Annotated in this window: 9 protein-coding genes; 8 read left to right on the top strand and 1 reads right to left on the bottom strand. The window is 70.8% G+C overall.

Annotated features, from left to right (window positions below; genetic code table 11):
* Positions 1 to 25: 25 nt before the first annotated feature.
* Positions 26 to 343, bottom strand: a complete 318-nt coding sequence (locus tag IT779_RS34400; protein ID WP_196153666.1) for a hypothetical protein — start codon at positions 341 to 343, stop codon at positions 26 to 28.
* Positions 344 to 550: 207 nt separating this feature from the next.
* Between IT779_RS34400 and IT779_RS34395 the strand changes: the two genes are divergently transcribed.
* The 8 genes from IT779_RS34395 to IT779_RS34360 all read left to right on the top strand — a co-directional run bounded on the left by IT779_RS34395 (position 551) and on the right by IT779_RS34360 (position 12620).
* Positions 551 to 1915, top strand: coding sequence for a sensor histidine kinase (locus IT779_RS34395; protein WP_196153665.1), 1365 nt, complete (start codon positions 551 to 553; stop codon positions 1913 to 1915).
* On the top strand, positions 1912 to 2601 hold the full coding sequence (locus IT779_RS34390; RefSeq protein WP_198429257.1) for a response regulator: 690 nt from the start codon (positions 1912 to 1914) through the stop codon (positions 2599 to 2601). The genes IT779_RS34395 and IT779_RS34390 overlap by 4 nt, the downstream gene beginning before the upstream one ends.
* Before the next feature lie 50 nt (positions 2602 to 2651).
* Positions 2652 to 5999, top strand: a complete 3348-nt coding sequence (locus IT779_RS38340; RefSeq protein ID WP_332839093.1) for a serine/threonine-protein kinase — start codon at positions 2652 to 2654, stop codon at positions 5997 to 5999.
* Positions 6000 to 6160: 161 nt separating this feature from the next.
* Positions 6161 to 7054, top strand: a complete 894-nt coding sequence (locus IT779_RS34380; protein ID WP_196153664.1) for a serine hydrolase — start codon at positions 6161 to 6163, stop codon at positions 7052 to 7054.
* A 95-nt stretch (positions 7055 to 7149) separates the two neighbouring features.
* The gene (locus tag IT779_RS39155; RefSeq protein WP_408637823.1) at positions 7150 to 9381 is read left to right on the top strand and encodes a serine/threonine-protein kinase; all 2232 of its coding nucleotides are present in this window, start codon (positions 7150 to 7152) and stop codon (positions 9379 to 9381) included.
* Positions 9382 to 9652: 271 nt separating this feature from the next.
* Positions 9653 to 10687, top strand: coding sequence for an ATP-dependent 6-phosphofructokinase (locus tag IT779_RS34370; protein ID WP_196153663.1), 1035 nt, complete (start codon positions 9653 to 9655; stop codon positions 10685 to 10687).
* 25 nt (positions 10688 to 10712) lie between these two features.
* A complete protein-coding gene (locus tag IT779_RS34365) occupies positions 10713 to 11156 on the top strand; it encodes a hypothetical protein (protein WP_196153662.1) in 444 nt (147 codons plus the stop codon).
* A gap of 87 nt (positions 11157 to 11243) precedes the next feature.
* Positions 11244 to 12620, top strand: coding sequence for an alpha/beta hydrolase family protein (locus tag IT779_RS34360; RefSeq protein WP_196153661.1), 1377 nt, complete (start codon positions 11244 to 11246; stop codon positions 12618 to 12620).
* Positions 12621 to 12912 lie beyond the last annotated feature (292 nt).

The raw sequence follows: 12912 nt of genomic DNA, 5'->3' as shown, positions 1-12912 counted from the left end.
CCCCATTCCTCTTCGTCGTCGAAGTTCAGCGCGCCATGGCCGAGGCCGCGTCGCGGGTGTGCAGGTGCGCGTCGAGCAGCGCGCGCAGCGCCGGTTGTTCGGCGCAGAGCTCGAGGTGGACGTCCGCGACCGACTTTCCTTCGGTCATGGCCTGATCCGTTTTGGCGGCGAGGTGATTGTTCCAGCGGTAGCGTAGATGTGTCAGCAAGCCTTCGGGTCCGCCGAAGAGCCGATCGAGATCGGGGAGATCGGCGAACAACTCGGGGTCGGCGGGATCGGCCGCGGCCCGGTCGAGCACGGTTTGCACGATGGCGGAGCGAAGGTGATGGTCTTTCCAGGACATGGCGCAGCCTCCGTGGTGTCGCTCTTTCCGTGATGCGTTCGCGGTATCGCCGGTGTGCCGGGACGCGCGACGATGCGAATCACGCTACGGACGCCGGGAAAGGGTGTCGTCGTGCCAGGGACCCGATTCGATCTCCTACTCCGGTAGGAGATCGCGACCGTTCGGGGAACGATGCGACGGGCGCGCGAATGCGGCTAGCCTGGGCATATGGATGTGACCGACGCCATCGGAACGCGGCAGAAGGTGCCGTTCCGCGAGAGCGGGACCATCCGCGAGCGGTTCGCCGCGTTCCTGCGCGACCCGGTCGGCGTGGTGCGCACCAATATGGAGGAACTGCCGTTCGACTACCCGCCGTCGGTGATGATCGCCGCCGACGGCGCGCTGGTCCTCGTGGTCGCGGGCGCGACGATTCAGCGGCACGCGTACTTCCCCTCGGCGCTGCCGCTGCTCGGCATACTCCTGTTGTTCCTCAGCATTCCGCTGTTCTGCGTCTTCGGGGTCGCGCCGAGCCCGATCCTGGTCGCGGTCTCCGGCCTCGCCGCCACCGGGCTGTTCCTCGTGCAGCCGGTCTTCGCGGATTTCGCGCCGTTCATCCTGGTCGTGGTCGCGGGGGAGATCGGCGCCATCGTGGCCAAACGGTGGAGCGGTCTGTTCGCTCTGCTCGCGATAGTCGAATTGGCGGCCCTGGACGCGGTGGGGAACCTGCACTGGAACGTCGACGGCCAGCGGTTGCAGGGTCTGCCGATGTACACCGTCGGCGTCGCGCTCGGCTGGCTGGTCGGGGTGATGTTGCAATACCAGCGCAAATACCTCTATCAGGAGCGGGAGAGTCAGGCCATCCGCGCCGCGCAGGCCGCCGACGGGGAACGCGGTCGGATCGCGCGCGAGGTGCACGATGTGATCGCGCATTCCTTGAGCGTGACCCTGCTGCACTTGACCGCGGCCCGGCACGCCCTGCAGACCGATCGCGATGTGGACGACGCGGTGGAAGCGCTGGTCGACGCCGAAAGGCTGGGCAGGCAGGCGATGGCCGATATCCGCCGCACCATCGGTCTGCTCGACAACGGGGGACCGGCCAAGCACGCCCCCGAACCCGGACTCGGCGACATGGACGACCTGGTGGCCGATTTCGTCCGCGCTGGACTCGACGTACGCCGCGCGATCTCCGGTGATCCCGACGCGGTGTCGGCGGCGGTCGGGCTCGCGCTCTATCGCATCGGCCAGGAATCGCTGGCCAATGTGGTCAAACACGCGCCGGGCGCCACCGTGACCGTGCGGTTGACGGTGGATTCCGACGCCGCGCGGCTCACCGTGTCCAACACCATGCCGCACGGTCCGGCGCGTAACCGCGGTACGGGAATGGGAGTGTCCGGTATGCGTCAGCGCGCCGAACTGCTCGGCGGCCGACTCGGCGCGGGGCCCGACGACGACGGCTGGTCGGTGCGCGCCGAATTCCCCACCTCACCCGCCCGCGCCGCACCGGCGTGCGCGGCGGGACTGATCCAAGGCGTCTCGGCCAAATTGCGGGACGGCATACCGGGTGTCGCGACAACCGCGCGGGAGGGCATGTGACGACGGCGTCGGGTGGCGAGGACACCGTGGCGGTGCTCGTGGTCGACGATCAGGAACTCGTACGCGGCGGTCTGCGGCGCATCCTGCGCCGCCGCGACGGATTCGTGGTCAGCGAATGCGCCGACGGCGACGAGGTGCCCGCCGCGCTGGCCGCGAACACCCCGGATGTGGTGCTCATGGACCTGCGGATGAAACGGGTCGGCGGCATCGACGCGACCCGCGTCGTGCGGTCCGCCGCGGGCGCGCCGCCGGTGCTCGTGCTCACCACCTTCGACGACGACCAGCTGCTTTCGGGCGCCCTGCGCGCGGGCGCCGCCGGATTCATCCTCAAGGATTCCCCCGCCGAGGATCTGATCCGCGCGGTGCGCACGGTCGCGGGGGGCGGCGCGTGGCTCGACCCGTCGGTGACCGGACGGGTGCTCTCGGCCTACCGCAGCGCCCGCCCGACCACGCCGCCGCCGAACAGTCGCATCGGCGAACTCACCGCGCGCGAGTACGAAGTGCTCGAACTGATCGGGCGCGGACGCAGCAACTCCGAGATCGCCGCCCGGCTCGGCATCTCCGAAGTGACCGTGAAAAGCCATGTCGGACACATTTTCGGCAAACTCGACCTGCGGGATCGGGCCGCGGCGATCGTCTTTGCGTTTGACCACGGGGTGGTCGCACCTGGAGAATCCATGGTTTGACGGGTAGCCCGCGATCCATGCCGCCACCCGGGAAACGGAGGCTGCACGGGGTGGACGGACCTGGATGGAGGGTCGGTAGTCGGTTCGGGCCGTACGAACTGCGCGCACTGCTCGGCCGAGGCGGCATGGGCGAGGTCTACGAGGCGTACGACACCGTCGAGAACCGCGTCGTCGCGGTGAAACTGCTGCCAGGCCGGTACGCCGACGACCCGGCGTACCGCGAGCGCCTCGGGCGCGAGACGCGGTCCGTGGCGCTGTTGGGGAGTCCGCACATCGTCCCCGTCAACGGCTGGGGCGTGATCGACGGCGCGCTGTTCATCGACATGCTGCTCGTGCCCGGCGGCGACCTGCGCGCCATCCTGCGCACGCAGGGGCCGATCACCGCGGAACGCACGATGAAGATCGTCGACCAGATCGCGGCCGCGCTGGACGCCGCGCACGCCGAAGGTCTCGTGCACCGCGATGTGAAACCCGCCAACATCCTGGTCACCGAGGCGGATTTCGCCTACCTCGCCGATTTCGGCGTCGTCCACACCGAGGGCGACGCGGCGGTGGCGACGAACGGGGCGGTCTCCTCCTACATCTACACGGCGCCCGAACGCTTCGCGGACGGCGCGGTCACCGGATTCGCGGACGTCTACTCGCTGACCTGCGTCCTGCACGAATGCCTCACCGGCACCACGCCGTTCCCGGCGTCGAGCATCAACGGGCTGATCAGGGCGCATCGCTCCGAGCCGCCGCCGCGTCCGAGCCAGCGGCGACCTGGTCTCTCGCCCGCCGTCGACGAGGTGATCGCCCGCGGCATGGCCAAGAACCCGGCCGAGCGCTATGCGACGGCCGCCGCCTTGGCGCAGGCCGCGCGGATCGCGTTGGCGGCGGCGCCCGCGCCGACCGGACCCACCTTCGTGGTGCGCACCCCCGACCCGTCCCGATTCGGGCAGACCGAGTCGGTGGCGCCCGCGAGTTCGCTGATCCCGCCCGAGGCCACCGGCGAATTCTCCATCATCCCGACCGCCGCGACGGCCGTCGATCTCACCGAGATCCAGTTCGCGCCGCTGCCGTCGGCCCGGCAGGAACCCGCCGCGCCGGTGCCGATGCGCCCGTTCCCCGACGCGCACCTGTACCCGGAGGACCAGCGCTACGGCGAGGCCGAGACCTCCGCACCGGATCCGCAGTGGTCACCGAGCATTTCCGGCCCGTACCCGCCCGCGCCGAGCGGCCCGCTCGACGCCGTCGCGCCACCGACCCGGAAGTACGGCGCAGCCGTACCCGAACCGCAACCGCCCGTCGCTCCGACGATTTCGCGCGCGCCATCGGAACCCGCGCCGCGGACCGCGCGATACGGCGCCGCGGCCGCACCCGACATGAACCGACGGTTCGAGCCGGTCGCCGCCCCGTTGGACGCTTATGCGTCGGGTCCGAGGGGGCACGAAGAGCCGCAGGGCTACGGAACCGGCTCGCCGAGCTATGCGGGCGATCCCGAGGGCTACGACGATCCGCAGGACTATCGCGGTGAATCGCAGAGGTACACGGCCGGGACCGACGGCTATGACAGTTCGCCCGATTACGCGGCCCGCGCCCCGGAGAGCTTCGACACAGGCGCGCAGGGATTCGCGAGCGAGTCGCAGGGGTACGCCGCCGCGACACGGGGATACGGCGCCGAGTCGCAGGGCTACGACGCACAGGCGTATTCGGCTGGGCCGCATGGCTATGCCGGTGCCGATGGCCCGGTGGCGCAAGGGTTCGATGCGGACGAGCAGGGGTTCTCGAACGAATCGCGCGGCTACGACGCGCAGGCGTATTCGACTGGACCGGGTGGTTACGCCGGCGGCGGTGCCGACGCCTCGGAGGTGCACGGCTTCGCGGGTGCGCGAGACTTCTCGAACCAGCCCCATGACCACGCCGCCGCGACGCGGGAATACCGCTCGGAGCCGCAGGGATTCGACGCGCGGTCGCATGAGTACCCGGGCGAGCCGCAGAGCTATTCGGCGGGCGCGCCGGGCTTCGGTGGCGGGTCGCACGGCGACGATTCCGGTGCGCTCGGCTACGACGCGGTAGGCAGGCAAGGCGCTCGAGGCGGGTCCGGATTCGATTCGGGTGCGCGAGATCACGGCGAGGCCGCGCGGCATGGTGACCTGAACTCGCCTGCTTACGGCGGACCGGGGAACCGCGACGCGGGCACGGGCGATTACGACGCGACGGTGTTGCGCCAGGACGTGAGTTCGCCTGAGCGTGCGTGGGAAGGCGACGCGGCCGCGCGCGACTACGACGCGACGGTGCTGCGGGGTGTGGCGAGCCCGCAGGGGCACGACGGCGCCGCGTGGTACAACGACGCGGGTGGGCCGGGCTACGCGGCCGGTGCGCCCGAGTACGACACCACTCTGCTTCCCGGGAATCCGCAAGCGCCCGCCTACGATTCGGGTGCGCGAGGTTTCGACGGCCATGGGCGGCGTGAGGATGTCGGAGGTTACGGCGGTGCGCCGGTGGCGGGCGGCGAAAGTGGTTACGAGACCACGGTGCTTCGCGGTGACGCCGCGGCGCCCGGCTTCGATTCGGGGGCGGCGGGTTACGACGCCACCGTGCGCCGAGGCGATCCGGGTTCGCGGGAGTACGACCCGACCGTGCTGCGTCACGACGTCGCTCCGCAGGAATACCCCGCGCCCGAGGGCGGGTATGCCGCCGAGACCCGGAGTTACGACGAGCCGGGGTATCAGGCGCCGGGTGCGTATCCCGATGCCGCCGGATTCGCGGGCGCGCAGGCGTATTCGGATTACCGCCCCGAACAGCATCCAGGTGCGCCGTACGGGCCCGAAGGCTATGGGGGACAGGGCGAGTACGAGTACGAGCAGGGCCCCTACACCGACGACTATCCCGATGCGCCGTACCGGCAGGAATCGCGGCGGCGTTCGATCGCGGCGCCGCTGCTGATCACCGCCGCGGTGATCGTGGTGCTCGCGGTCGCTGGTGCGATCGGCTGGACCATGCTGCGTTCGACGCCGGATACCGACGTGCAGGACCAGGCCGGTCCGGCCGCGACGGCGGTGGCCCCGCGCGGCACAACGCCGGGCGGCGCAGCGCCGTCGGCGCCGTCGTCCACCAGCGCCTCGTCCACCAGCACCGCCGCGCTGCCCGCGGGCGCCAAGACCTGTTCGACGGGCAGGCCGGTGCCCGGATCGTTCACCCAGTCCGCGACGGGCAGCGAGGTGACGAGCTGCCCGTTCGCGGAGGCGGTGCGGCAGGCGTACGCCGAGTCGGCGGCGGCCACGTCCTCGCGCGCGCCGCGTTCGGTGGTCGCGGTCAGTCCGGTCACCGGTCGTTCCTACACGATGAACTGCGTCGCCGAAGGGCAGGTCGTCATCTGTTCCGGGGGCGAGAACGCGGTGGTCTACATCTACTGACATGCGCGTGCACACCGGTCGGGCGAGGGCGTGTGGTCGCCCGGGGTGTGATCGCGCGCGGATGGACGAGGGTCGTCGCCCGCGTGTACGGTGCCCGGACCGGGTGCGGTACACGCGGGCTACCGTACGGAGATCCGGGTATCTGGGAGCCAGTAACAGTGATGCGCGAAGTCCTATTTGACAGTCGGTGGCGGCGAGCTCTCGGTGTCGGCGCGCTCGCGCTGCTGCTCACGACCTCGTGCGGAAGCGACGACGGCGCGAACGACGCGACCGCGGAGACCACGACGAGCATCACCCAGGCCGCCGCGGTCTCCGAACCGGCATTGACGTGGACCCTGCCCGGTACGTTGGCGGCGGATTTCCAGGAGCTCCAAGGCGCCATGCGCGGGCGCTACGGTATGGCGATCATGCCGGTCGGAGGTCAGCGGATGGCCACCTTCGGCAACTGGACCACCGGACCCGCCTGGTCGACGATGAAGGTGCCGCTGACCATCGCCGCGATCCGCAGCGACCCGGCCAACGGCGGTTTCGCGGCGAACGCCGCGATCACCGAATCCGACAATGCCGCCGCCGATGTGCTGTGGCAGGCGCTCGGTTCGCCGCAGAAGGCGGCGGCGGCCGTGGAAACGGTGCTGCGCGAGGGCGGCGCCACCCAGACCACCGTGCAGGCCACCCGCGTGCGGGCCGAGCATTCGGCCTTCGGGCAGACCGAATGGTCGTTGGCCGAACAGGTCCGCTTCGCGTCGCGGTTGCCGTGTCTGGCGCAGAGCGCGACGGTGATGAAACTCATGGAACAGATCGTGCCGAGTCACCGGTGGGGCCTCGGGGTGTTTCCTGGCGCCGAGTTCAAGGGCGGCTGGGGGCCCGACACCTCGGGCAAGTACCTGGTCAGGCAATTCGGCCTGATCGCGACACCGTCCGGGCAGATCGCGGTGGCCTTTGCGGCGCAACCGGATTCGGGCGCGTTCTCCGATGGTATGAATGCACTCGACAAGATGGCGGCGCTGGTGTCGGAGCATCTGGGCGAACTGTCCGCAGGCAGGTGCGCCGCGTGAGCTCACGCGGTAGAAGTCGTGGTGAGGAAACGTGAGTCGCCGGGCAGGCGAACACTGTAGGAGAGCGTCGGCCCGCGCGAGCTGGAGGTAACGGGGTGGATGACGCGGACACGCGGGTCGGTGCCCGCTTCGGTCCCTACGAACTGCGCGCACTGCTCGGCCGCGGCGGGATGGGTGAGGTCTACGAGGCGTTCGACACGGTGAAGGACCGTGTGGTCGCGCTGAAACTGCTGCCCGCCGAGTTGGCGAAGGATCCGGTGTTCCAGCAGCGCTTCCGCCACGAGTCGCGGGCCGCGGCCCGGCTCGCCGAACCGCATGTCATCCCCATCCACGACTGGGGCGAGATCGACGGTGTGCTCTACATCGATATGCGGCTCGTGCGCGGCCGCGACCTGCGTTCGCTGCTGCGCGAGAAGGGCGCGCTGAGTCCGCTGCGCGCGGTGGTCGTGGTCGAGCAGATCGCCGCCGCGCTCGACGCCGCGCACGCCGAGGGATTGGTGCACCGCGACGTCAAACCCGCGAATATCCTGGTCACGCCTTCGGATTTCGCGTATCTCGCCGACTTCGGCATCGCCCGCTCCGCCGGTGACCCCGGTCTCACCGATACCGGCGCCGCCGTTGGCTCCTACAGCTACATCGCCCCGGAACGGCTCGACATCGCCCCGGTCGCGGGCACCGCCGACGTGTATTCGCTGACCTGCGTGCTCTACGAATGTCTGACCGGCGCCCAGCCGTTCCCGGCCGCCGCGATCAGCGTCCTGATCCGCGCCCACCTGAGCACGCCGCCGCCGCGCCCGAGCGCCGAACGCTCCGGCCTGCCCTCGGCCATGGACGATGTCGTCGCGCGCGGCATGGCCAAGGATCCCGCCGACCGCTACCCGACCGCGCGCGCCCTCGCCATCGCCGCCCGCGCCGCCCTCACCGCGCCCCCGGTCCGCGACGCCGCGAGCCCGCCCGCCCCGCCGACCGTGGTGTTCCCGTCCGTCGAACCCGGCGACAAACACGCCGACCCGCCCGCCGACGACTCGACCACCCGCCGCATCCCGAACCCGATGTCTCCCGACGCCCGCCCCGCGGTCCCTCGCCCGACCGTCGGCGACAATGCGTCCGCCGCGATCCGTCGCGGACCGGATTCCGGCCCGAATCCCCGCCGCACGGGCCAGGATTCGGACTCGCTCCCGCCCCGCGGTCACCGCACGTCGCACGGCGAGCCGCGACCACGGACATCTCGCGAAGCGCCGTCGAAAGTCGGCCCACCGCGGTCGAATCCGTCGCGGTCCGGTCCGTCCGAGGTGAGCTCGCCCGCACACGGTGCGGCCGAGGCGATGCCGCGGTCGAGTGCGTCGCACCCGAATCTGCCGCTGCCGAATTCGTCGTGGCCGCAAGCGGAGTCGCCGAGTTCGGCGCGGTCGGGTCTGCCGCAGGTCGAGCCTGGGCGCGGGCCGGGAGGTGCGCGGTCGGACGCGGGGCAGTCGGGTGTGCCGACGCACGATCCCGCGCATTCCAACGCGGTGCCGACGATCGATCTGGCGGCGCTCGGGTCCGGTGGGGTCGCGGGCTCGTCCGCGCCGACGGTGGGTCTCGACGCGGTCGCGGGAAATTCGTCGGGGACCGGTCCGAGGGCGGGTGCTCGGGACGGTTCGACTTCCCGGCCAGGGGCTGGGGCGCAGACAGCGGGGCGGGTCGGCCCGATGGCGGGAGGCGACCCGGTGACGGTCGATATGAATGCCGCTCGGCCCACGATTCCGGCTCCCGCCGTCGCCTCGTTCGACGCGCGGGCGGCGGGTATGCCGGGGCAGCGTCGGCGAGCGCAGTCGCGGATCGTGCCGCCCGGACAGTTCGGCGGCGTCCCGCACGGGCGGGTGGACGAGACGGCCGTCACCATGGAGCGGTCCGCGCTCGCGAGTGCCGCGCCCGCGCCTGCCCGAGCGCGGCGCGGACGCAGGCTGATCTGGTTACTCGTGCTCGCGGCCGCGGCGATCGTCGCGGGGGTGCTCGGGTGGGTGGTGCGCGGCGGCGGGGCGGAGCAACCCTCGCCGGTGCCGAGTACCGGCATCCGACTGCCCGACGGCGCGCGGGCCTGCACGACCACCGAACCGGCGGCGGGCCGGTTCACCGCGTCGGCGGTCGGCACCGCAGTGACCAGCTGCCCGTTCGCGGAAGCGGTCCGCACCGCGTACGGCGCCGCCGCCGGTGACGCGGGCGGCGAGCACGAGGTGTCCGCGACCAGCCCGGTCAACGGCCGCGAATACACGATGCACTGTGTCGCGGGCGCCGACTTCGTCACCTGCGAGGGCGGCGAGAACGCGGTCGTCTACCTCTACTGACGGGCGGCGCTCGGGAGCCGAATTCATGGCGCCCCCACGCCGTTCGGGCTCGGTTCGCCCGATCGTCCGTGCGGTCCCACCGCCGGTCGGCGCGGAATTTCGGCTACCCGCGCAGCGCTCCGGTTTCGCGCGGGCGGACTTGCCCCGACACTGGAGAGCACACCATCCACACACCCGACGAATCCGGAGAGCAACGGTGAGCGCAGCTGGTTACCCAAGGTTCACGGGGGCGCAGGCAGGCGGGCATGCCGGACGGGGCAAGATATCCGGCATGCGCATCGGAGTCCTGACCGGAGGCGGAGACTGTCCTGGGTTGAACGCGGTCATCCGCGCCATCGTTCGCACCGCGAACGGTCGCTACGGAGACGCTATCGTCGGCTTCGAGGACGGTTGGCGCGGGTTACTGGAGGATCGCAAGATCCAGATCCTCAACGACGACCGCACCGACCGGCTGCTCACCAAGGGCGGCACCATCCTCGGCACGGCGCGCACCAATCCCGACGTCCTGCGCAGCGGGCTGCCGAGGATCAAACAGACCCTCGACGACAACGGGATCGACGCGCTGATCCCGATCGGCGGCGAAGGTACGCTCACCGCGGCCAGCTGGCTGTCCGACGAGGGCGTGCCCGTGGTCGGCGTTCCCAAGACCATCGACAACGACATCGACTGCACGGACGTGACTTTCGGGCACGACACCGCCCTCAGCATCGCCAGCGAGGCCATCGACCGGCTGCACACCACCGCGGAATCGCATCAGCGCGTCATGCTGGTCGAGGTCATGGGGCGGCACGCGGGCTGGATCGCGGTCAACGCGGGCATGGCCGCGGGCGCGCACCTCACCCTGGTACCCGAGGTGCCCTTCGACGTCGACGAGGTGTGCGCGCTGATCAAGCGCCGATTCCAGCGCGGCGACAAACACTTCATCTGTGTGGTCGCCGAAGGTTCGCATCCCGCGCCGGAATCCGGATTCGCGCTGCGCGAGGGCGGGATCGACGAATTCGGCCACGAACGCTTCACCGGGGTCGCGCAACAACTCGGTTCCGAGATCGAGCGCCGTATCGGCAAGGAGGTGCGCACCACCGTCCTCGGCCACGTGCAGCGCGGCGGCAGCCCGACGCCCTACGACCGCGTGCTCGCGACCCGTTTCGGATTGCACGCCGCGGAAGCGGTGCACGCGGGCAGTTTCGGGCAGATGGTCGCCCTGCACGGCACCGCCATCGACCTGGTGCCGCTCTCGGAGGCCACCAAACAGCTCAAACGCGTACCCGAATCGCGATACAGCGAGGCCGAAGCCTTCTTCGGCTGACCGGTCGAGGTCTACGCTGGCCGGCATGGCACTCATCGAAATCGAGGATCTGCCCGCGCAATCGGCCGATGTCCTGCGCCGCCGCGCCCGTGCGGCGGGCATGGCCGTGACCGATTACCTGCGGGCGGAACTGATCGCCCGCGCGCGGACGCGGGTTCCCGACGACGCCGTCGTGGATTTCCTGCGTTCCCAGGGCCGTGAACTCGGCTGCGAGTGGGACGCCGACGCCGCCGCCCTCGCCGACACCTACGACCTGCCCGCCGACGCGCTCGACCGGTTCGGCTGTCGCGCGGGGGCGGCGGGCGTCTCGCTCGCGGAGTACGTGCGCGGCCAGTTGATCTCGATGGCTCGCCGCACCAGTGTCGACGACGCGCTGGAGGAGTTCAGGGAGGCCATGCGGCGCGACCCCGGCCTGGCAATGGATCTGGAGGCCATCGCCGCCGACATCCGCTACGCGCGCGGGCTCTGACGGCGCCCCGAGGCGTCCCGCCGGGGTACACGCCCCGCGACCCGAGCGGGATTCGGCCGATGCCGGCGCCCAAGTAGCGTGGCGGGTATGCGCACCGGGCGACTGATCACTTGCACCATGTCCCTCGTGGCCGCCGTCGCGGTGGCGGCCTGCTCCTCGGACGAGAATCCTCCCGATCCGACCGAGGGCGACTGGCACGGCGCCGTCCAGGTGCCGGGGCAGCCGCTCGAGATCGGGGTGAGTTTCGCGGGCGACGGCACCGCCACCATCGATATTCCCGCGCAGGGCCTCACGGCGGTGCCGCTGCGGGACGTGAAATCCGATCGGACCGCCGTCGAATTCGCGATCCCGAACATCCCCGGCGATCCGAGGTTCCGCGGCCGGTACGAATCCGAACGCATCACCGGCGATCTCAGCCAGTCGGGGCAGAGCTTCCCGGTGAGCTTCGAACGCGGGAAGGTAGCGGGTCCGTCGCGTCCGCAGGAGCCGAAACCCCCGTATCCGTACCGGTCCGAGGATGTCACCTATCGCAGCGGCGATCTCACCGTCGCGGGCACGCTCACCACCCCGCAGGGGCCGGGACCGTTCCCCGCTGTGCTCATGATCACCGGCAGTGGCGCGCAGAATCGCGACGAGGAGATCATGGGGCACAAGCCCTTCCTGCTGTTCGCCGACACCCTCACCCGCGCGGGCTACGCCGTCCTGCGCACCGACGACCGCGGAATCGGCGGCACCGGCGGCGATCTCGGTCAGGCGAACTACACCGACCTCGCCGGTGACGCGGCGGCAGGTGTGCGATTCCTGCGCGCCCGCACCGATATCGACCCCGCGCGCGTCGGACTCTTCGGCCACAGCGAAGGCGGCTACCTGGCGCCGCTGGTCGCCGCCGCGCCCGAAAGCGGCGTCGCGTTCGCGGTGCTCATGGCCGGTCCTTCGGTGCCGGGCTCCGATGTGCTCGTCGAGCAGACCAAGGTCATCATGGCCGCCAACGGAGCCACCCCGCAGGACATCGACACCGAGGTCGCCAACACCGCCGAGATGTCGCGGCTGCTGCGCGCGGGCGATGTCGAAGGCGCCAAGGCATTCCTGAAACGCGCCAACGCCGCCGCGCCCGCGGACAAGCGGGTACCGGACGCCCAGGTCGACGCACAGATCACCCCGTATTTCGCCGCGCTCATCCGATACGATCCGGCACCCGCGCTGTCCGCGCTGCGCATCCCGGTGCTCGCCTTCTTCGGCGGGTCCGACCTGCAGGTGCTGCCCGCCCAGAACGAGCAGCCGATGCGCGACCTGCTTGCTGCGGGCCCGGATTCGACGGTGCACACCTTCGCGGGCCTCAACCATCTGATGCAGCCGAGCGCCAGCGGAAACCCGAGCGAGTACGCCGTCATCGAGACCACGGTGTCGCCGGAGGTGCTGACCTTCGTGACCGACTGGCTCACTCGGCGATTCCCACCGAAGTAGGAAGCGCACGGCACTGTGAGAGCGCGAGCCGGGCGGTGGTGCGACGCCGGAGCCTGCGCCTTGGGCATGGTGCGCCGGAGTCCGGTGGGGGTGGCGTCGGCGGCGTCGACCGGTGGCCGTGAGCACGGATGCGGGGGCGCCGGGCGATCCGGATGTATGGCTACCCAATGGTTTGACGCGGCTGTGTTTATTGGCGTCGCCTTCGGCGCCGCGGGTTCGCGGCCCTGGGGGTCTCGCGTCCCAGCGTTCGAGACTTGCTCCTGCGTCGCGTTGTCTCGAACGCTGGGACGCG

Origin of the sequence: Nocardia bovistercoris (assembly GCF_015674855.1) — a bacterium.
In the GTDB taxonomy this organism is placed as follows: domain Bacteria; phylum Actinomycetota; class Actinomycetes; order Mycobacteriales; family Mycobacteriaceae; genus Nocardia; species Nocardia bovistercoris.
Note: the sequence above shows the minus strand (reverse complement) of the source record. Positions and strands in the feature narration are given on the sequence as shown.

Coding starts and splice junctions, on each gene's coding strand:
- IT779_RS34400 (WP_196153666.1), bottom strand. CDS start 343: ATGTCCTGGAAAGACCATCACCTTCGCTCCGCCATCGTGCAAACCGTG.
- IT779_RS34395 (WP_196153665.1), top strand. CDS start 551: ATGGATGTGACCGACGCCATCGGAACGCGGCAGAAGGTGCCGTTCCGC.
- IT779_RS34380 (WP_196153664.1), top strand. CDS start 6,161: ATGCGCGAAGTCCTATTTGACAGTCGGTGGCGGCGAGCTCTCGGTGTC.
- IT779_RS34370 (WP_196153663.1), top strand. CDS start 9,653: ATGCGCATCGGAGTCCTGACCGGAGGCGGAGACTGTCCTGGGTTGAAC.
- IT779_RS34365 (WP_196153662.1), top strand. CDS start 10,713: ATGGCACTCATCGAAATCGAGGATCTGCCCGCGCAATCGGCCGATGTC.
- IT779_RS34360 (WP_196153661.1), top strand. CDS start 11,244: ATGCGCACCGGGCGACTGATCACTTGCACCATGTCCCTCGTGGCCGCC.